Origin of the sequence: Methylopila capsulata, from assembly GCF_016907975.1 — a bacterium.
GTDB lineage: Bacteria > Pseudomonadota > Alphaproteobacteria > Rhizobiales > Methylopilaceae > Methylopila > Methylopila capsulata.
Window position 1 is genome coordinate 904753 of sequence record NZ_JAFBCY010000003.1, and the last position, 18718, is coordinate 923470.

The following is an 18718-nucleotide window of genomic DNA, read 5'->3' on the forward strand; positions in this document are numbered from 1 at the left end:
GCAGAGAGAGACGCGTCATGCCCCGGCTTGTCCGGGGCATCCGGATCCGGGACGCGCGCGGCGGCGCCCAAGCGATGCGCCGGCGCGATCCGCTTCGGGCTGGATGCCCCGGACAAGCCGGGGCATGACGGCGTGCTTTATGCTCGAGCTTGAGCACGGTCATTGCCCTCCCCCTCCCCCGCCGGCTCGTCCGTCTCGCCCTCGTCGCCGTAGCCCACCAGCCGGAGCGGGCGGGCTTTCAGGCCCGACGTCCCGCACCAGTGCACGAGGGCGTCCTCCTCGCCATGGGTGACCCAGATCTCTTCGGCGCCCGTGTCGAGAATGGTCTGGCGCAGGTCGTCCCAGTCGGCGTGGTCGGAGACGACCAGCGGCAGCTCGACGCCCTTCTGGCGGGCCCGCGCGCGGACCCGCATCCAGCCGGAGGCGGCGACCGTCACAGGGTCCGGGAACTTGCGCGCCCACAGTTCCCGCAGCGCCGAGGGCGGGCAGAGCACGATCGCGCCCGCGAGCTCCTTGCGGTCGGCGGCCTTGACCTGGACGGTCTCGCCAAGGTCGATCCCGAGATCGCGGTAGGTCTCCGTCACCCGCACCATGGCGCCGTGCAGGTGGATCGGCCGGTCCCAGCCGCGCAGCCGCAGCAGCTTCATCAGCCGCTGGGCCTTCCCCAGCGAATAGGCCCCGACAAGGTGCGCCCGCTCCGGAAACAGCGCGACGCTGTTGATCAATTTCGCCACCTCGTCAGCGGCGTCGGGGTGGCGGAACACCGGCAGGCCGAAGGTCGCCTCGGTCACGAACAGGTCGCAGGGGACCACCTCGAACGGGGCTGCAGTGGGATCGCCCTGGCGCTTGTAGTCGCCGGAGACGACCGCCCGGAACCCCTTCCACTCGAACAGGATCTGCGCCGCCCCGAGCACATGTCCCGCGGGATGGAAGCTCACGGTGACGTCGTTGATCGTCGTCTTCACGCCGTAAGGAGCCGGCTGGCGCGTGGCGCAGAAGGCCTCGCCGTAGCGCGCGGCCATGATCGCGAGCGTCTCCGGCGTCGCCATCACCGCGTCGTTGCCGGGCCGGGCGTGGTCGGCGTGGCCGTGGGTGACGAGCGCGCGGGCGACCGGCCGCATCGGGTCGATGTGGCAATCGGCCGGAGGGCAGTAGAGGCCTTGAGGCGTGGGAACGAGCAGGTCTTCGGGGCGCATCTCAGCCGGGAGATAAGCCTCCGGCGACGGAGGAACAGGCGCGCCGGACCGAAGACCCGCTTCCGCCGCCTCTTACGCTTCCCGCGCCTTGCCGAACTGGCCGGTCTTGCGGAAGCGCCAGAGGTAGCTCAGGACGACAGCCTCGATCGGGGCCGGGGTGATCCCAAGCCCTTCGAGCGTGCGGCCCGCGGCGCGGGCCTCGTCGGAGACCACATTGTCGGTCTCGAGCATCGTCACCTGGTCGACGGTGAGCGGCGCGTTCGGCAGCAGCTGCAGGATCTTGGCCTGCGCCTTGGCGAGACCGAAGGGCAGCGGCAGCAGCAGGCGCGACCGGTCGGTGACCTGCAGCACGTACTCGAGGATCTGCCTGAAGGTGAGGACTTCGGGGCCGCCGAGCTCATAGGCGGCGCCGGCCGCAAGCTCGCCGCGGAGTGCCTTCGCCACCGTCTGGGCGACGTCGCCCACGAACACCGGCTGGAACCGGGTCGTCCCGCCGCCGATCAGCGGCAGCGCGGGCGAAAACCGCGCCATGGCCGCAAAGCGGTTGAAGAAATCGTCCTCGGGGCCGAACACGATCGACGGCCGCAGGATGGCGGCGTCCGGAAAGGTGTCGAGCACGGCCTGCTCGCCGGCGGCCTTGGTCTGGCCGTACTGCGCCTTGCTGGCGCGGTCGGCGCCGATCGCCGACATCTGGACGACGCGCGCGACGCCGGCGGCCTTCGCCGCCTCCGCCACGACCTGCGGACCCTTGGCCTGGACGGCCTCGAAGCGCTGCTTGCCGCTTTCCGCCAGGATGCCGACGAGGTTCACCACCGCGTCCGCGCCGCGCACCGCCTGGGCGACCGATTCCGGGAAGCGCAGGTTCGCCTGCACCGCGACGATCTGGCCGACGCCGCCGAGCGGCTGCAGGTGGCCGGCGAGGTCGGGCCGGCGGACCGCGACGCGCACGCGCCAGCCGTCCTTCGCGAGCGCCCGCACCACGTGGCGGCCAACGAAGCCCGAACCGCCGAAGACCGTGACGAGCCTGTCGCCGATCGGACGGGAGGGAGAGGCGAGGGCCATCGCGGGCGGCTCCTTCGAGCGGTTCAAAACGCGCTCAGAGACCTAGAGCATCGTCCAAACGTCGTAAAGCGGATCAGACGCGCGCGGCCGCGAAACGCACGGCGCGGAACGACAGGTTCGACACAGCGCCCGCCAGCAGCCCGCCGAACCACAGCAGCGCGGCCCAGAGATGCGCGAGGATCATTTCGCCGAGGCGGATCGTGGGGCGGAAGCCGCGGAGCGAGGCGCGGCCGGTGAGCTCCGCCACCGCGCGCGCCTTGACGCCGAACCGCCGGGCGAAGGGCGCGAGATCGGCGAGGTCGTCGCCGGAGCGCACGAACTTCATCAGCCGCACGGTCTCCGCCGGGCCCGCCACGGCGCTCGCCGCGCGCAGCTCCCCCGCCATACCGCCGAAGGCCCGCAGGGCCGGCGTCGCCGCGCCCTCCCCGGCCCTCGCGCCGCGCAGCGCGGCGGCCTCCACCCGTCGGGCGTCCGCCGCGCGGCCCAGGGTGCGGGTCAGGTGGGCGGCGAAATCGGCGGTCAGCGTGCCGGCGCGGCGCGCGGCCTTCAGGATCGAGACGCCGACCTTGGCGGGCGCCGCGGCGCCGCCGCTCGCGACCGTCGCCGCGGTCAGCCCGACGCCGGCGGCGGCGAGCGCGATCATCAGGTCGCTATGCTCCTCGCCGCGGACGATCTTGGCGCCCTCCCCGACCAGGTCGCGCACGTCGCCGATCACGGTGAGGTCCGACGCGACGGCTCCGGCGAGCGCCGCGGGCCCGTCCGCGGAGCCTGTCGCGAACCCCTGCGCGAAGCCGCGGGTCGAGCGCCAGGCGGCGGCGCCGGGCGTCTCCGCGGCGGCGAGCCGGGCGAGCGTGTCCACTGAAAGCGGCCGGTTCAGCTCGGCGGCGAGCTCCACGTAGCCGCGGGCGAGCGCGACGTCCTCGGCGTCGAGCGCGGCGCTGGCCTGGCGTTCGAGACGATCCTGCGGCGCGACCTCGGCGAGCGTGCGCTCGATCGCGACGTCGAGCGGCACGGCGAAGCCGAAGTCCCGGGCGGTCCCGATCGCGACGGCCGCGACCGACAGGCAGAGCCCGACGCGGGAGAGCCGCGCGGTCCAGTCCACGGCGGTCGCGAGACGGGCTCCCATTCAGGCGGCGCGGTCGGCGGGAAACTGGGGAACGGCGAGGGTCATACGAGAGCCGGTTGGGACGAGACGCTTCCGAAGATGGGCGCAAGGGGTCCCGCGCTCAAGTCGGATGGATCTAACGCCGGGGCCGCTCAGCTCGCGACCCCTCGCTTCAGCGCCCGCCAGGGCCGCCCGTCGATCGCGGCGAGGCCGAGGGCGATCGCGCCCATCCCGACAAACTCCCGCGCGTCGAGCCGCTCGCCGAGCACCAGCGCGCCCAGCAGGATGGCGCTCACCGGCACCAGGAAGGTCACGAGCGCGGCGTTGGTGGAGCCCGCGCCGGCCAGAATGCGGAAGTAGATGACGAAGCCGAGGGCGGTCGAGAACAGGCCGAAAGCCACGAGCGACGCCGTCACATGCGGCGAGGGAAGCGCAGGCGCGCCCTCGAAGACCAGCAGCGCCGCGACCATGATGACGCTCGACAGGCCGAGCTGGGACGCGGCGGTGATCAGCGGCGGCCGGCCGCGGAACCGGCGGGCGTAGATGATCGCGGCGGCGTAGCACATCGCCGCGCCGACGATGCAGAGCGCCGGGAGCAGCGCGTCGCTGACGCCTTCGAGCGCCCGCGGGCCGATGATGACCGCGACCCCGACCATGCCGACGGCGACGCCCGCGAGACGGCCGCCGGTCGCGCGCTCGTCCTGGGTCGTCACGTGGGCGAGCAGCACCGTCCAGAGCGGCGTCGACGCGTTGAGGATCGCGGCGAGGCCGCTCGGAAGCCCCTGCTGGCCATAGGCCAGCAGGCAAAACGGCGCGACGTTGTTGATCAGCGCGAGCACAAGATAGTCCCGCCACAGACGCCCCTCGCGGGGAACGGCGAGGCCCTTCGCAAGGACCACCGCCCAGAGCGCAGCGGCGCCGATGCCGACGCGGGCGGCGACGAGCGTGAGCGGCGTGACCTCCGCCAGCGCCACCTTGCTCAGGAAGAACGCGCCGCCCCACAGCATGGAGAGCACGATGAGCAGGCCCCATTCGGTGCGGCTCATCGTCGGGGCGGCGACGACCGGCGGGGCGACCGGAGCCGCGGACGCTGCGACGACGGCCGCTTCGGATGACTGTATCGACATGGATGTCCGCTTCTGGCGCGCGGCCGCACCATGCTCCCTGCGAGGGCGCCGCGACCAATTCAAAAAGTCGCCCCCAGCCATTCGAGGCCGTGATCAAGCGACGAACGCATGGTAGCCGCCACCGCGGCCCATGCGCGCTCCGCTTCCGGCCGTCGAATTCCGCCCTAAGATGCCCCGACCGCACCGACCGAGGTTTCGCGCCCATGTCCCGCATCGACGACGCCCGCCCCTTCGTGCCGCTCGGCGTCGCGATCGTGACCGTCTCCGACACCCGCTCGGAGGCCGACGACACCTCGGGCGCAACGCTGGCCGCCCGCGTGACGGAGGCCGGGCACCGGGTCTCGGGGCGGAAGATCGTGCGCGACGAGCGCGAGGCGCTGCGGGCGGCGGTCTGCGCCTTCGTCGCGGACCCCGCCACCGACGTGGTGCTGACGACGGGCGGCACCGGCTTCACCGGGCGCGACGTCAGCCCGGACGCCCTGGAGCCGCTGTTCGAGAAGCGCATGGACGGGTTTTCGAACCTGTTCCACGCCTATTCCAACGGGACGATCGGGACCTCGACGCTGCAGTCGCGCGCGACGGCCGGCGTCGCCGGCAAGACCTTCGTGTTCGTGCTGCCGGGCTCCGGCGGCGCCTGCCGCGACGCCTGGGACGGGGTGCTGAAGGCGCAGCTCGACTACCGTCACCGCCCCTGCAATTTCGTGGAGATCCTTCCGCGGCTCGACGAGCACCTCAAGCGCGGGAAGCTGAAGGCGACCCCTCAGCCGTAGAGCCGCGACACCAGCCGGGGCGGCACACGCAGCATCAACAGCCCGGCGCCGAGCGCGGCCCGCGGGCCTGCGAACCTCTTCTTGAGCGTCGGCGTCAGCGCGCGGGCGCGCAGCCGCATCACCTTGCTGCGGCCGATGCGGCGGATGAGGTCGGCCTCCGCCATGGCGGGAAGCGAACGGAACCCACCGAGCTTCTCATAGAGCGCGCGATGGATCAGCAGCCCCTGCTCAAGCCGCGGCAGGCCGGTCAGCGCCTCGCCGATCCGCGCCAGGGTTTCCGAGGCGCGCGCGCCGGCGCCGAACTGGTCGAGCCCGAAGCTGAAGACGGCGGCGCGCGAGGTGGTCTCGCCGCGGCGCTCCAGCGTTTCGACCAGGCTGCGGACCTCGCGGAACCAGCCTTCGTCCAGCACCGAGCCGGGCTCCAGAAACAGGATCCAGGGCGACTTCGCGCCCCGCGCCGCCGCGTCCAGGCGGCTGGCGCGATCGGCGAACCCGCCGACCACCTTGCAGCCGGCGAGATCCGCAATCTCGAGCGTGGAATCCGTCGATCCGCCGTCGGCGATGGTGACGTCGCGCACGACGCCTTCCGCCGCCCCCGGCACCAACGCCGCAAGCGTCGCGACCAGAACGGCTTCGTCGTTTCGTGTCGGAATGACCACGCTGAGCATAGCCCCAAGCGTTAGCACGGGTTTCGCCCCGCGTCCGTCTCCTTTTTGCAGCGCGGCGCGTTCGATTTTACCGGCGCCGGACGATATCGTTCTTGTTTTGTTCGATCGGCGAGATTAGCTTCGTTGCATGTCGCAGCCAGCCCGCGCCCACATCGCCGCACCTCCCCCGACTGCCGCGCCGCCGGGCGCGCCAGTGGACCTCGCGCGCCGCAGGGGACGCGGCGCGGTCACCAACGCCAGCGGCCGGTTCGAGCCCTATGTGCGGGTGGCGGAGGACGACGGCTGGGACAGCACCGAAGAGCTGCCGCCGTTCCGCACCGAAGTGACGCTTGAGACGGCGCGCACCGCGATCACTCGCAATCAGTCGCCGGACATCGCCTTCGATCGGTCGGTCAATCCCTACCGCGGCTGCGAGCACGGCTGTGTCTACTGCTTCGCACGGCCGACGCACGCCTATCTCGGGCTGTCCGCGGGGCTCGACTTCGAGTCGAAGCTCACCGCCAAGCCGAACATCGCCGAGGCGCTGCGGCGGGAGCTTGCGGCCCCGGGCTACAAGCCGCGCACCATCGCGCTCGGGACCAACACCGACCCCTACCAGCCGATCGAGCGGACGCACCGGCTGACGCGGCAGATCCTCGAGGTGCTTGAGGAGACGCGCCATCCCGTCGGCATCGTCACCAAGTCCACGCTGGTGCTGCGCGACCTCGACATCCTCTCGCGCATGGCGGAACAGGGCCTCGCCAAGGTCGCGCTCTCCATCACGACCCTCGACGCCACGCTCGCGCGGCAGATGGAGCCGCGGGCGCCGACGCCGTCGAAGCGGCTCGAAGCGGTGGCGGCTCTGACGCGGGCGGGCGTGCCGACGACGGTGCTGACGGCGCCGATCATCCCCTCGCTCAACGACCATGAGATCGAGCGTCTGCTCGAGGCCGCGAAGCAGGCGGGGGCGAGCGAGGCCGGCTATGTGCTTCTCCGCCTGCCGAACGAGATCAAGGACCTGGTGCAGGAGTGGCTGGTCGAGCACCATCCCGCCAAGATGCGCCGCATCCTGTCGCTGGTGCGCGAAACCCGCGGCGGCAAGCTTTACGATTCCGGCTGGGGCGTGCGGCAGACCGGCGAGGGCGTGGTGGCCTGGACGATCGGCCGGCGTTTCGAGCTGGCGGCCCAGAGGCTCGGCCTCGATCGGCGTCATCTGCGGTTGCGGACCGATCTGTTCACCCCTCCCGCCCGTACGGCGAAGGACGGCGGCCTGCAGCTTTCGCTGTTCTGACGACGCCCTACGCCCAATCAGGCGTTGACGGCGGCGCGTCCGGACAGCGTTAGATGCGGCGTTGCGTATGACGAGAGCGTTCCATGCCGATTCCCCTGCGCCTGTCCCTCGTCACCCTCGGCGTCGCGGACGTCGCGCGGTCCACCGCGTTCTATGAGGCGCTCGGCCTGGTCGCCTCGTCGGCCAGCACCGAGGCCGTCACGTTCTTCAACACCGAGGGGCCGGTGCTCTCGATCTACGGCCGCGAGGCGCTGGCGGCCGACGCCCAGGTCCCCGCCGGCGGCTCGGGGTTTTCCGGCGTCACGCTCGCCTGGAACCTCGACTCCGAGGCCGACGTCGATAAGGCGACGGTGCGTGTCGTGGCGGCCGGCGGCCTGATGGTGAAGGCGCCGGAGAAGGCGTTCTGGGGCGGCTACTCCGGCTATGTCGCCGACCTCGACGGCCATCTGTGGGAGCTCGCGCACAACCCCGGCTTCGTGGTCGACGCGGCCGGCCGCCTCCGCGCGCCGGACTGATCGGTCTCGCGCGCAGACGCCGAATCGCGCGACAGTGGCGGCATGCCCGCCGCCCGACCCGACGCCAGACGATCGCCCGTCCTCAAGCTGGTCGCGACCTTCGCCCGCGAGACCGCGGCGCGCGCGGCCGGCCTCGGCCCGGTCGCGGGCGTGGACGAAGCCGGCCGCGGGCCGCTCGCAGGACCTGTGGTGGCGGCGGCCGTCGCGCTCGACCCCGAACGCATCCCCGCCGGCCTCGCCGACTCCAAGGCTCTGACGGCGGCCCGGCGCGAGGCGCTGTTCGCCGAGATCATGGCGAGCGCCGACGTCGCCTTCGTGGCCGCTTCGACCGAGCGCATCGAGCGCCTCAACATCCGCGGCGCGACGCTCTGGGCGATGACCCGCGCCGTCGCGGGACTCCAATCCCGGCCGGCGCTCGCCCTGATCGACGGGCGCGACGTGCCGCCGGCGCTCGGATGCCGCGGCGAGGCCGTGATCGGCGGCGACGCCACCGTGCTGTCGATCTCGGCCGCCTCGATCGTCGCGAAGGTCGTGCGCGACCGGATGATGACGCGGCTCGGCGAATGCGTGCCCGGCTACGGCTTCGAGCGGCACATGGGCTATGGCACGCCGGAGCACCTCGCCGCGCTGAGCCTGCTCGGCCCCTGCGCGCACCACCGGCGGGGCTTCGCGCCGGTCTCGGCGCTGCTGGCCCAGGCCGCCGGCTGAGCGTTAACCCTCCGTTCACCCTGTTCCTTGAGGCGCTCTTTACGTTACCGAACCAAGAATCCGTCCGACAGTCGCGTAAACGAACGGATCGGATCTCATGGCTCTTCGGCTCAACCGCGCCCCGGCGCGGCACGACGCTCCGGCGCTCCCCCTCGACACCATCCTGATCGGCGACTGCGTCGCGGAGCTCGAGAAGCTGCCGTCGGCGTCCGTGGACCTGATCTTCGCCGACCCGCCCTACAACCTGCAGCTTCAGGGCGACCTGCGTCGGCCGGACCAGAGCCTGGTCGACGCCGTCGACGACTCGTGGGACCAGTTCGAGAGCTTCCAGGCCTACGACGCCTTCACCCGCGCCTGGCTGATGGCGGTGCGCCGCGTGCTGAAGCCGACCGGCACCATGTGGGTGATCGGCAGCTACCACAACATCTTCCGGGTCGGAACGGTGCTGCAGGACCTCGGCTACTGGGTGCTGAACGACGTGGTGTGGCGCAAGACCAACCCGATGCCGAACTTCCGCGGCCGGCGCTTCACCAACGCACACGAGACCCTGATCTGGGCGGCGAAGAGCGCCGACGCGAAGGGCTACACCTTCAACTACGAGGCGCTGAAGGCCGGCAACGAGGATCTGCAGCCGCGCTCCGACTGGCTGATCCCGATCTGCTCCGGCGGCGAGCGCCTGAAGGGCGACGACGGCAAGAAGGTTCATCCGACCCAGAAGCCCGAGGCGCTGCTGGCGCGCGTGCTGCTGTCGTCGTCGAAGCCGGGCGACGTCGTGCTCGACCCGTTCTTCGGCTCCGGCACCACCGGCGCGGTGGCGAAGCGTCTCGGCCGTCACTTCATCGGCGTCGAGCGCGACCGCGACTACGCCGCGGCCGCCCGCGCCCGGATCGACGCGGTGGAGCCGGAGGCGGCAGACGCGATCGTTCAGGCGCCCGCCAAGCGCGAGGCCCCGCGCGTCGCCTTCGCGACCCTGGTCGAGCGCGGCCTTGTGCGTCCCGGCGCGAAGCTCGTCGACGCCCGCCGCCGCTACGAGGCCACGGTGCGCGCCGACGGCACGCTGGCCTTCGGCTCCGTCATCGGCTCGATTCACCGCATCGGGGCGCTCGCGCAGGGCGCCGATGCCTGCAACGGCTGGAGCTTCTGGCATGTCGAGGACGCGCGCGGCCTGACCTCGATCGACGCCTTCCGCGACGCGGTCCGCGCCGAAGGCGTTTGAAGGACTAGAGCTTCGCGGCGCGGCGCACGAACAGCGCGATCGCGAGCGCCGCGAACACCAGCGGCAGAAGCGCCCAGCGCAGGCCGACGCCGTGCGCGAGGAAGCCGATGAGCGGCGGGCCCAGCAGCCCGCCGCCGTAGGCCATGGTGGCGACCATCGACAGCGCCGCGCCGGGCGCGACGCCGGGCAGCCGGGCCGAGGCCGAGAACAGCACCGGCACCACATTCGCGAACCCGAGCCCCGCCACCACGAAGCCAGCGATCGCGACGCCAGGCGTCGGGGCCGCGACGACGATCGCGAGCCCCGCCGCGGCGACCGCGCCCGAGACCTGCACCGCCCGCAGCGGCCCCAGCCGCGCGACGAAGGCGTCTCCCGTCAGCCGGCCGAAGGTCATGGCGGCGGAGAAGGCAGCGTAGCCGACGGCCGCGAGCGCGGGCGTCGCCCCTGTCGCCTGGATCATGAACACCGCGCTCCAGTCGATCATCGCGCCTTCGGAGACGAACGCCGCGAGCGCCAGCGCGCCGAGGCCGAGCACCACCCCGCGCGGCAGCCTCAGGCCGTGCGGCTCGTCCGTCGGCCCGTGCGCCGCGATCGCGAGGCGGGTCGCGGCGAGCGCGACCACCGCGCCGAGCGCGAGCGCCGAGAGGCCCATGCCGGCGACGGCGCCGACGTCGAGCGCGATCAGCCCGCCGGACGCGGTCGCGCCCGCCAGTCCCCCGATCGAGAAGAAGGCGTGGATCGACGACATGATCGGCCGCCCCCACGCCGTCTCGATCGCCGCCGCCTGGGCGTTCATGGACACGTCGATGGCGCCCATCGCCAGGCCGATGAGGCCGGCGGACGCGACCAGCGCGGGATAGCTCGGCGCGAACGGCGGCAAAGCAAGCGCCGCGGCGAGCGCGAGGCCCGACGCGATGGTCATGGCGACCGCGCCGAAGCGGTGGAGCAGCAGCCCGGTGGGCGGCATCGCGCACACCGCGCCGATCCCCATCGCCAGCAGAACGAACCCCAGCGCGGCGTCGTCGACCCCGAGCCCGGCCTTGAGCAAGGGGATATGCGCCGCCCACACGCCCATTGCGGCGCCGGCCACAAAGAAGGCGGCGGCGACCGCCGCGCGCGCGAAGATCAGCCGCCGGCGATCGGCGGTCGAGGCGACGGTTGCGGTCATAGGCTTGCGGACTTCGATCGGGCGGGACCGGCGTCGGCGCGGGCGTGCGCCACGACCTTGCGGAACACGGACGGCAACGCCTCGCCGTCGAGGTCGCGCCGCGCGACCCAGCGCGCGCCCGCCGGCGCCGGCGTCGCCTGCGGCACGACGGCGGCGAGCACCGCGAGGTCGAGCGCGAAATGGCTGAAGACATGGGTCACGACGCCCGGCAGCCGCCGCCAGTCGGCTGAGAGCGGCGCCTCCTCGGCGAGCCTCCCCAGGGGCGCGGCGAGATCGACGGTCTCGCTCCAGACGCCGGTGGGCGGCTCGGTCATGCCCCCGAGCAGGCCCCTGGGCGGCCGAGACCGCATCAGCGCCGCGCCGTCGGGCCGCTCCACCCAGTAGGCCACGCCGCGCCGGGTCGGCCGGTCGGCCTTCGCCGCCTTGCGCGGAAAGCTCTCCTGGTCGCCGCGGGCGCGGGCGAGGCAGGGATCGTCCCAGGGGCAGAGCGCGCAGGCGGGCTTGCGCGGCGTGCAGATGGTGGCGCCGAGATCCATCGTCGCCTGCGCGAAGTCGCCGGGCCGCTTGGCGGGCGCAATCGTGGCGGTCAGGGCCTTCAGCCGCGGCTTCGCGCCGGGCATCGCAGCCTCGACCGCGAACAGGCGCGACACCACCCGCTCGACGTTGCCGTCCACCACCACCGCGGGCCGGTCGAAGGCGATGGCGGCGATCGCGGCGGCCGTGTAGGGCCCGACGCCGGGCAGAGCCAGCAGGTCGACCTCGGCGGAGGGAAAGGCGCCGCCGTGGCGCTCCATCACCGCCTGGGCGCAGGCGTGCAGGTTGCGGGCGCGGGAGTAGTAGCCGAGGCCGGCCCAGAGCTTCAGCACCTCCTCCAGCGGCGACGCGGCCAGCGCCGCGACGTCCGGGAAGTGCTGGAGGAAGCGCAGGAAGTAGGGTCCCGCCGCCTTCACCGTGGTCTGCTGCAGCATGATCTCGGACAGCCAGACCCGGTACGGGTCCGCCCGCTCGTCCGCCTCCGCGCGCCACGGCAGGCGCCGCCGATGACGGTCGTACCAGGCGAGCAGGGCCGAGGGATCGGGCGCGGGCAGGGTTTCGGCGGCGGTCGCCAAACGATACTCTCGGAGTTTAGGACTGGGGGCGTCGCTCGGCGCCCAACCTACAGAGCGCCGCCGCCCATGCAACCGCCCCGCCGCCGCGCCATCGCGCTGTCAGATCTGCTGCCGAACGCGCTCGGGCCGGCCGCCGCGCGTCAGGGCTTCGCGGGCGCGGAGATCATGGCGCGATGGGACACGATCGTGGGGCGGGAGATCGCGGCCTTCGCCATTCCGCAGAAGCTCGCGGCCCCGCCGCGTGGCTCCGCGACCGACCCGGACTCGCCGCCGCCGACCTCCGTTCTCCACCTGCGCGTCGAGGGGGCCTTCGCGCTCGAAGTCCAGCACCGCACGGCGGAGATCCTCGAGCGCGTGAACGCCCATCTCGGCTGGCGCTGCGTCGGCCAGCTCAAGTTCCGCCAGGGACCAATCGCAGGCTTCCGGCTGTCGCGCCGCACGCCGCCGCCCACGCTGCCCCCCGCCACGCCCGGCGAGAGCGCCAAGGTCGAAGCGGCCGTCGCTCCGGTCGCCGAACCCGAGCTTGCGGCGGCGCTCGAACGGCTCGGCCGGGCGGTGCTCGCGCGCCGACGGGTCACGGGGGCGTGAGCGCCTCCGACGAAGGCCGGGCATGCTGCCGCCACATTCCGCTTGCGAATAGAATGTGAAGCCACGACGCTGCGCGCCGCCGCGCGTTCGCCTGGCCACCGCAGATTTTTGAGGACGCCCCCGTGACGCTCACCCGCCGCCGCTTTCTCGAGACCGCCGCCGCGCTCGCGCTGACCGCAGCCGCCGCCGGGGCGCTGTCCCGCACGCCGTTCGGCCTCGTCTCCGACGCCGCCGCCCAGGCGCCGTCCGCCGAGGACCTCGCCATGGCCGGCCCGCTGGGCGACAAGGTCGAAGGCAAGGACGACGCCCCCGTCACCATCATCGAATACGCCTCGATGACCTGCGGGCATTGCGCCCAGTTCGCCGCGACGACCTTCCCGAAGCTGAAAGAAAAATACATCGACACGGGCAAGGTCCGCTTCATCCTGCGCGAGTTCCCGCTCGATCCGATCGCCGCCGCCGGCTTCATGATCGCCCGCTGCGCCGGCGACGACAAATATTTCGCGGTGGTCGACGCGCTGTTCGCCCGCCAGCGGGACTGGGCCTACGCCACCGACCCGGTCGCGGGCCTGCAGACGCTGGCCAAGCAGTTCGGATTCACACAGGAGACCTTCGAGTCCTGCTTGACGAATCAGGAGATGCTGGACGGGATCAACGCGGTGCGTGCGCGCGGCGCGGAGAAGTTCGGCGTGAACTCCACCCCGACCTTCTTCATCAACGGCAAGATCCAGCGCGGGGCGATCGGGTTTGAGGACCTGGAGAAGATCCTGGAGCCGCTGCTCAAGGCCTGACGCGTCGGGCCTGCTGGACCCGCGCGCGCCGTCGGTCCGGCGGCGGAGCTTCGGTGACCGCGGCCTGACGGGCGCCGGCGCGCGCCAGGGCCGGCGTCCATGAACTTCGCCAAGCTCAAGGTCGCAGGCTTCAAGACCTTCGTGGAGACGACCGAGGCCCCGATCGAGCCGGGGCTCACCGGCATCGTCGGCCCCAACGGCTGCGGCAAGTCCAACCTCGTCGAAGCCATGCGCTGGGTGATGGGCGAAAGCTCGTTCAAGTCGCTGCGCGCCTCCGGCATGGAGGACGTGATCTTCGCAGGCTCCGGCGGCCGTCCGGCCCGCAACCACGCCGAAGTCACGCTCACCCTCGACAACGCCGCCCGCACCGCGCCGGACCCGTTCAACGCCTCCGACGTGATCGAGGTCAGCCGCAAGATCGCCCGCGGCCTCGGCTCGACCTACCGCATCAACGGCCGCGAGGTGCGCGCCCGCGACGTCCAGCTGCTGTTCGCCGACGCCTCCTCCGGCGCGCGCTCGCCGGCGCTGGTCGGCCAGGGCCGCGTCGGCGAGATCATCAACGCCCGGCCGGACCAGCGCCGCCGCATCCTCGAGGAGGCCGCGGGCATCGCCGGCCTCTACGCCCGCCGCCGCGAGGCCGAGCAGAAGCTCGAGGCCGCGGAGGCGAACCTCGTGCGCGTCGAGGACGTGCTGGGCCAGCTCGACAGCCGCGCCGAGGCGCTCCGACGGCAGGCGAAGAGCGCCCAGCGCTACCGCGCGCTAACCGACGAGATCCGGGCGGCCGAGGGCCTTGCGCTGCTCGCCGAGCACGACGCCGCGACCGCGGGCGTCGCGGAGGCCGAACGGCTGGAGACCGCCGCCGTCGCGAGCGTCGCGGACGCCCTGCGGGCGCAGGGCGAGGCCGCCCGCGCCGAGGCGGTCGCGGCCCACGCGCTGCCGCCGGCCCGGACCGCCGCGAGCGACGCGGAAGCCGCGCTGCGCCGCCTGACGCAGGAGGCGGCGGCGCTCGAAGGCGAGGAGGCCCGCGCCCGCGCCCGCCTCGTGGAGCTCGCCCAGCGGCTGACGCAGCTCGACGGCGACCTCGCGCGCGAGCGGACGCTGGCCGAGGACGCGAGCGCCTCCCTCGCCCGCCTCGCCGACGCCGAGGCCGGCCTCGGGCCTTCCTCCGACGAGGCCGACGCCGAGACCCGGGCCGCGGCGCAGGAGCGCCTCGCGCGCGCCGACGAGGCGCTCTCCCAAGCAGAAGCCGCCCTCGCCGCCGAGACCGCCGCCGTCGCGGCGCGCCTCTCGGAACGCCGCGAGCTGGAGCGCCGCCGCCGCGAGGCCGCCGACCGGCTGTCCGCTCTCGAGCGCGAGGCCGCGACCCTCGCCGCCGAGGCGGAGCGGCTCGCCCGCGAGGCCGGCGCGGCCGGCGATCAGGCGGCGCTGAAGGAGCGGGCCGAGGCCGCGCGTCATGCGCTCGCGGCGGCCGAGCAGGCGGCGGACGCGGCCGAGGCCGCCCACGCCCGCGCCCGCGCCGACGAGACCGCCGCCCGCGCGCCCGCGGCCCAGGCCAACGCCCGCGCCGAGCGCGCCGTCACCGAGGCGCGAACGCTCGCCAAGCTGCTGGCGACCGACGAACGCCGCGCCTTCGCCGCGGTGGTGGACCTGATCTCGGTAGACCCAGGCTTCGAGACCGCGCTCGGCGCGGCCCTCGGCGACGACCTGGACGCCGCCGTCGACCCGCGCGCGCCGGCGCACTGGGCGCGGCTGGACGGTTCGTCGGACGCGGCGCTTCCCGAAGGCGCGACGCCGCTGTCGTCCCATGTCGCGGCGCCGCCGGAGCTCGCCCGCACGCTGGCGCAGGTCGGGGTCGTCGCGCGTGCGGACGGTCCCCTGCTCCGGGCTCGATTGTCGCCCGGCCAGCGGCTCGTCAGCCGCGAGGGCGACCTGTGGCGCTGGGACGGCCTGACGCTCGCCGCCGACGCGCCCACGCCGGCCGCGCGACGCCTCGCCGAGAAGAACCGGCTGGGCGCCGTCGAGCGCGCCGCGTCGGAGGCGCGCGCCGAGGCCGACCGGTTGCGGCTGGCGGTCGACGGCGCGCGCACGGCGACCGGCCGCGCCGCCAACGACGAGCGCGCCGCCCGCGACGCCGTGAAGGCGGCCCGTTCGAGGCTCGACGCCGCCCGCGAGGCGGAGTCCGCGGCCGAGCGCGCGGCGTCCAAGGTCGCCGCCAGGCGATCGGCGGTCGAGGAGGCCTCAAGCCGTGTCGAGCGCCAGCGCGCCGAAGCCAGCGCGGCAAGGGACGCGGTCGACGCGTCGCTCGCCGCGCTGGGCGAGGCGCCTGAGGGCGAGGATGTGCTGGCCCCGCTCCGCGCCGTGGTGCAGGAGACGCGCGCCGCCGCCGCCGCCCGCCGGGCCGAGGCGCAGGCGCTCGCGGCCGAGTCCCGCCGCAGGGCCGAGCGCCGCGCCGAGATCGCCGCCGAGCGCGCGTCCTGGGTCCGCCGCCGCGACGGGGCCGCCGAGCGGCTCGACAGCCTCTCCGCCCGTCGCGCGGAAGCCGAAGCGGAACGCGCCGCGCTCGCCGACCGACCGGACGCGCTGGCGGAGCAGCGGGTCGGCCTGCGCTCCGCGGTGATGCAGGCCGAGGCGGACGCCCGCGCGGGCGCCGACGCACTGGTCCTCGCCGAGACCGCCCACCGCGCTGCGGACGTCGCGGCCCGCGCGGCGCTGGATGGGCTCGCCAAGGCCCGCGAAGAGGCCGCCCGCGCCGGCGCCCGGCTGGAGGCCGCCCGCGAGAAGCGCGCCCTCGCCCTCGCCCGCATCCGCGACACGCGCGACATGACCCCTGCCGAGTTGACCGCCACGCTCGCCGGCGCGGAGCGCGGAAGCCGCGAGGAGATCGACGCCCGGCTCGCCCGCGCGCTCGCCGCTCGCGACCGCATGGGGCCGGTCAACCTGCGCGCCGAGGAGGAACTCGCCGAGGTCGAGGAGAGCCATGGCGGCCTCGCGGCGGAACGCTCGGATCTGACCGAGGCGATCGCGCGGCTGCGCGGCGGCATCCGTTCGCTCAACAGCGAGGGCCGCGCGCGGCTGCTCTCGGCCTTCGAGCGGGTCGACGCGCATTTCCGAAAACTGTTCGAGACCCTGTTCGGCGGCGGCGAGGCGCGGCTGGAGCTGGTCGAGAGCGACGATCCACTCGAGGCGGGGCTCGAGGTCATCGCGAGGCCTCCGGGCAAGAAGCCCCAGACGCTGTCGCTGCTGTCCGGCGGCGAGCAGGCGCTCACGGCGCTCGCGCTGGTGTTCGGCGTGTTCCTGACCAACCCCTCGCCGGTCTGCGTGCTGGACGAGGTCGACGCCCCGCTCGACGACGCCAACGTCGAACGCTTCTGCGCGCTGCTGGCGGAGATGCGCCGCACGACCGCGACCCGCTTCCTGACGGTCACGCACAACCCGATCACCATGGCCCACATGGATCGCCTGCTCGGCGTCACCATGGCCGAGCGCGGCGTCAGCCAGCTGGTCTCGGTCGACCTGCGCGCCGCCGAGCGGCTGCTCGAAGCGGTCTGAGCCTCGCGCAGAGCGGATGTCGCGCGCCGTCTCTGGCGTCCGCGGCCGTCCCCGCCTATCAACGGCGTCTTGTGAGCAGACGGCGTAGACGATGACCGCGGCGACCCCCACCTCGATGACCGAAACGACGTCCCCGCAGACGCAGGGCCTGCTGCGGCGGTTCCTGGGCTACTACCGGCCGCATCGGAAGCTGTTCCTGCTCGACTTCTCCTGCGCGGTGGCGTCAGGCCTGCTCGAACTCGGCTTCCCGATGGCGGTCAAGCTGTTCGTCGACCGGCTGCTGCCGAGCCAGGACTGGCTCCTGGTGGTGCTCGCCGGGCTCGGCCTGTTCGCCATCTATCTCGCGAACACCGGCCTGATGGTCGTGGTCACCTACTGGGGCCACATGCTCGGCATCAACATCGAGACCGAGATGCGCCGCAAGGCGTTCGACCACCTGCAGAAACTGTCGTTCTCCTACTTCGACGGCCAGAAGACCGGCCACCTGGTCGGCCGCCTGACCAAGGATCTCGAGGAGATCGGCGAGGTCGCGCACCACGGGCCCGAAGACCTGTTCATCGCGGTGATGACGCTGATCGGCGCCTTCGCGCTGATGTTCGCGGTCAACGCCGAACTCGCGCTGATCACCGCCGCGGTCGTGCCGATCACCGGTTGGGTCACGAGCCGCTACGGCGGCCGGATGACGCGCAACTGGCACGAGCTCTACGGCCGGGTCGGCGGCTTCAACGCGCGCATCGAGGAGAACGTCGGCGGCATCCGGGTGGTGCAGGCCTTCGCCAACGAGGAGCACGAGCGCAGGCTGTTCGCCGAGGACAACCGCGGCTATCGGACGACCAAGCTCGAGGCCTACCGGATCATGGCGGCGAGCGCCTCGCTCAGCTACCTCAGCATGCGCCTCACCCAGGTGGTGGTGATGATCGCGGGCAGCTACTTCGTGATCACGGGCTCGCTCAGCCACGGCGGCTTCATCGGCTTCCTGCTGCTGATCGGCGTGTTCTTCCGCCCGGTCGAGAAGATCAACGCCGTGATCGAGACCTATCCCAAGGGCGTCGCGGGCTTCCGGCGCTACACCGAGTTTCTCGACACCGCTCCCGACATCGTGGACCGCCCCGGCGCGGTCGCCGTGGACGGCCTGAAGGGCGAGATCGCCTATGAGCGCGTCACCTTCGGCTATGGGCCGGGCAAACCGGTGCTGCGCGGCGTGGACTTCCGCGTCCGCGCCGGCGAGACCGTCGCCTTCGTCGGACCGTCGGGCGCGGGCAAGACCACGATCTGCTCGCTGCTGCCGCGATTCTACGACGTCGACGGCGGCCGCATCACGATCGACGGGATCGACGTGCGCGACATGACGCTCGCCTCGCTGCGGAGCCAGATCGGCGTGGTGCAGCAGGACGTCTTCCTGTTCGCCGGCACGATCCGCGAGAACATCGCCTACGGCCGGCTGGACGCGGCCGACGACGCGATCCTGGAGGCGGCGCGTCGCGCGCGGCTGGACGACATGATCGCGAAGCTGCCGGCCGGACTTGACACCATCGTCGGCGAGCGCGGCGTGAAGCTCTCGGGCGGGCAGAAGCAGCGCCTCGCCATCGCGCGGATGTTCCTAAAGAACCCGCCGATCCTGATCCTCGACGAGGCGACCTCGGCGCTCGACGCCGAGACCGAACGGGCGATCCAGGGCTCGCTCGCCGAGCTCGCCCGCGGCCGCACCACGCTGATCATCGCCCATCGCCTGACGACGATCCGTAACGCCGACCGCATCTACGTGGTCGACAGCTCCGGCATCGTCGAGCAGGGCCGCCACGACGAGCTGATCTCCCGCGACGGCGGCTACCGCCGGCTCTACGAGGCGGCGGTCGGCTGAGGCCGCCGGCCGCCG

General features: G+C 73.1%; 16 protein-coding genes. 9 read left to right on the plus strand and 7 right to left on the minus strand.

The annotated features are described in order from the left end of the window. Positions 1 to 137: 137 nt before the first annotated feature. From JOD31_RS15465 to JOD31_RS15480, 4 genes are all read right to left on the minus strand, one after another. Positions 138 to 1196 carry a ligase-associated DNA damage response exonuclease gene (locus JOD31_RS15465; protein WP_204951314.1) on the minus strand — a complete coding sequence of 353 codons (1059 nt, stop codon included), beginning with the start codon at positions 1194 to 1196 and terminating at the stop codon, positions 138 to 140. A gap of 72 nt (positions 1197 to 1268) precedes the next feature. Continuing rightward, positions 1269 to 2258: a complex I NDUFA9 subunit family protein gene (locus JOD31_RS15470; protein ID WP_204951315.1), complete on the minus strand. Its 990-nt coding sequence runs from the start codon at positions 2256 to 2258 to the stop codon at positions 1269 to 1271. Positions 2259 to 2331: 73 nt separating this feature from the next. After that, the gene (locus tag JOD31_RS15475) at positions 2332 to 3384 is read right to left on the minus strand and encodes a hypothetical protein (RefSeq protein WP_204951316.1); all 1053 of its coding nucleotides are present in this window, start codon (positions 3382 to 3384) and stop codon (positions 2332 to 2334) included. A gap of 131 nt (positions 3385 to 3515) precedes the next feature. Next, positions 3516 to 4490, minus strand: a complete 975-nt coding sequence (locus JOD31_RS15480; protein WP_204951317.1) for a DMT family transporter — start codon at positions 4488 to 4490, stop codon at positions 3516 to 3518. A gap of 203 nt (positions 4491 to 4693) precedes the next feature. Between JOD31_RS15480 and moaB the strand changes: the two genes are divergently transcribed. Beyond that, positions 4694 to 5260, plus strand: a complete 567-nt coding sequence (gene moaB, locus JOD31_RS15485) for a molybdenum cofactor biosynthesis protein B (RefSeq protein WP_204951318.1) — start codon at positions 4694 to 4696, stop codon at positions 5258 to 5260. On the opposite strand, the gene JOD31_RS15490 is transcribed toward moaB, so the two are convergent. Then, on the minus strand, positions 5251 to 5928 hold the full coding sequence (locus JOD31_RS15490) for a glycosyltransferase (RefSeq protein ID WP_204951319.1): 678 nt from the start codon (positions 5926 to 5928) through the stop codon (positions 5251 to 5253). The two genes, moaB and JOD31_RS15490, sit on opposite strands and share 10 nt — an antisense overlap. A gap of 127 nt (positions 5929 to 6055) precedes the next feature. Between JOD31_RS15490 and JOD31_RS15495 the strand changes: the two genes are divergently transcribed. The 4 genes from JOD31_RS15495 (at position 6056) to JOD31_RS15510 (ending at position 9637) form a co-directional block, all read left to right on the plus strand. Continuing rightward, entirely contained in the window at positions 6056 to 7198 is a 1143-nt protein-coding gene (locus JOD31_RS15495) for a PA0069 family radical SAM protein (RefSeq protein ID WP_204951320.1), read from the plus strand. An 83-nt stretch (positions 7199 to 7281) separates the two neighbouring features. Continuing rightward, positions 7282 to 7713: a VOC family protein gene (locus JOD31_RS15500; protein ID WP_204951321.1), complete on the plus strand. Its 432-nt coding sequence runs from the start codon at positions 7282 to 7284 to the stop codon at positions 7711 to 7713. Positions 7714 to 7755: 42 nt separating this feature from the next. Beyond that, complete coding sequence (gene rnhB, locus JOD31_RS15505) at positions 7756 to 8421, plus strand: ribonuclease HII (protein ID WP_204951322.1); 666 nt, start codon at positions 7756 to 7758, stop codon at positions 8419 to 8421. A gap of 97 nt (positions 8422 to 8518) precedes the next feature. Beyond that, positions 8519 to 9637, plus strand: coding sequence for a site-specific DNA-methyltransferase (locus JOD31_RS15510; protein WP_204951323.1), 1119 nt, complete (start codon positions 8519 to 8521; stop codon positions 9635 to 9637). A 4-nt stretch (positions 9638 to 9641) separates the two neighbouring features. On the opposite strand, the gene JOD31_RS15515 is transcribed toward JOD31_RS15510, so the two are convergent. Beyond that, positions 9642 to 10805: an MFS transporter gene (locus tag JOD31_RS15515; RefSeq protein WP_204951324.1), complete on the minus strand. Its 1164-nt coding sequence runs from the start codon at positions 10803 to 10805 to the stop codon at positions 9642 to 9644. Further along, a complete protein-coding gene (mutY, locus tag JOD31_RS15520; protein WP_204951325.1) occupies positions 10802 to 11914 on the minus strand; it encodes an A/G-specific adenine glycosylase in 1113 nt (370 codons plus the stop codon). Before mutY ends, JOD31_RS15515 begins: the two co-directional genes overlap by 4 nt. Positions 11915 to 11980: 66 nt before the next feature. Here mutY and JOD31_RS15525 point away from each other — a divergent pair, with 66 nt between their 5' ends. The 4 genes from JOD31_RS15525 to JOD31_RS15540 all read left to right on the plus strand — a co-directional run bounded on the left by JOD31_RS15525 (position 11981) and on the right by JOD31_RS15540 (position 18703). Then, positions 11981 to 12502, plus strand: a complete 522-nt coding sequence (locus JOD31_RS15525; protein ID WP_204951326.1) for a DUF721 domain-containing protein — start codon at positions 11981 to 11983, stop codon at positions 12500 to 12502. A gap of 122 nt (positions 12503 to 12624) precedes the next feature. Then, the gene (locus JOD31_RS15530; protein ID WP_204951327.1) at positions 12625 to 13293 is read left to right on the plus strand and encodes a DsbA family protein; all 669 of its coding nucleotides are present in this window, start codon (positions 12625 to 12627) and stop codon (positions 13291 to 13293) included. Positions 13294 to 13392: 99 nt separating this feature from the next. After that, on the plus strand, positions 13393 to 16842 hold the full coding sequence (gene smc / locus JOD31_RS15535; protein ID WP_204951328.1) for a chromosome segregation protein SMC: 3450 nt from the start codon (positions 13393 to 13395) through the stop codon (positions 16840 to 16842). 148 nt (positions 16843 to 16990) lie between these two features. Further along, on the plus strand, positions 16991 to 18703 hold the full coding sequence (locus JOD31_RS15540) for an ABC transporter ATP-binding protein (protein WP_204951432.1): 1713 nt from the start codon (positions 16991 to 16993) through the stop codon (positions 18701 to 18703). Positions 18704 to 18718: the final 15 nt, after the last annotated feature.

Excerpts from the sequence above, each read along its gene's own strand:
- JOD31_RS15465 (WP_204951314.1), bottom strand. The coding sequence starts at position 1,196 with ATGCGCCCCGAAGACCTGCTCGTTCCCACGCCTCAAGGCCTCTACTGC.
- JOD31_RS15470 (WP_204951315.1), bottom strand. The coding sequence starts at position 2,258 with ATGGCCCTCGCCTCTCCCTCCCGTCCGATCGGCGACAGGCTCGTCACG.
- JOD31_RS15475 (WP_204951316.1), bottom strand. The coding sequence starts at position 3,384 with ATGGGAGCCCGTCTCGCGACCGCCGTGGACTGGACCGCGCGGCTCTCC.
- JOD31_RS15480 (WP_204951317.1), bottom strand. The coding sequence starts at position 4,490 with ATGTCGATACAGTCATCCGAAGCGGCCGTCGTCGCAGCGTCCGCGGCT.
- moaB (WP_204951318.1), top strand. The coding sequence starts at position 4,694 with ATGTCCCGCATCGACGACGCCCGCCCCTTCGTGCCGCTCGGCGTCGCG.
- JOD31_RS15490 (WP_204951319.1), bottom strand. The coding sequence starts at position 5,928 with ATGCTCAGCGTGGTCATTCCGACACGAAACGACGAAGCCGTTCTGGTC.
- JOD31_RS15495 (WP_204951320.1), top strand. The coding sequence starts at position 6,056 with ATGTCGCAGCCAGCCCGCGCCCACATCGCCGCACCTCCCCCGACTGCC.
- JOD31_RS15500 (WP_204951321.1), top strand. The coding sequence starts at position 7,282 with ATGCCGATTCCCCTGCGCCTGTCCCTCGTCACCCTCGGCGTCGCGGAC.
- rnhB (WP_204951322.1), top strand. The coding sequence starts at position 7,756 with ATGCCCGCCGCCCGACCCGACGCCAGACGATCGCCCGTCCTCAAGCTG.
- JOD31_RS15510 (WP_204951323.1), top strand. The coding sequence starts at position 8,519 with ATGGCTCTTCGGCTCAACCGCGCCCCGGCGCGGCACGACGCTCCGGCG.
- JOD31_RS15515 (WP_204951324.1), bottom strand. The coding sequence starts at position 10,805 with ATGACCGCAACCGTCGCCTCGACCGCCGATCGCCGGCGGCTGATCTTC.
- JOD31_RS15525 (WP_204951326.1), top strand. The coding sequence starts at position 11,981 with ATGCAACCGCCCCGCCGCCGCGCCATCGCGCTGTCAGATCTGCTGCCG.
- smc (WP_204951328.1), top strand. The coding sequence starts at position 13,393 with ATGAACTTCGCCAAGCTCAAGGTCGCAGGCTTCAAGACCTTCGTGGAG.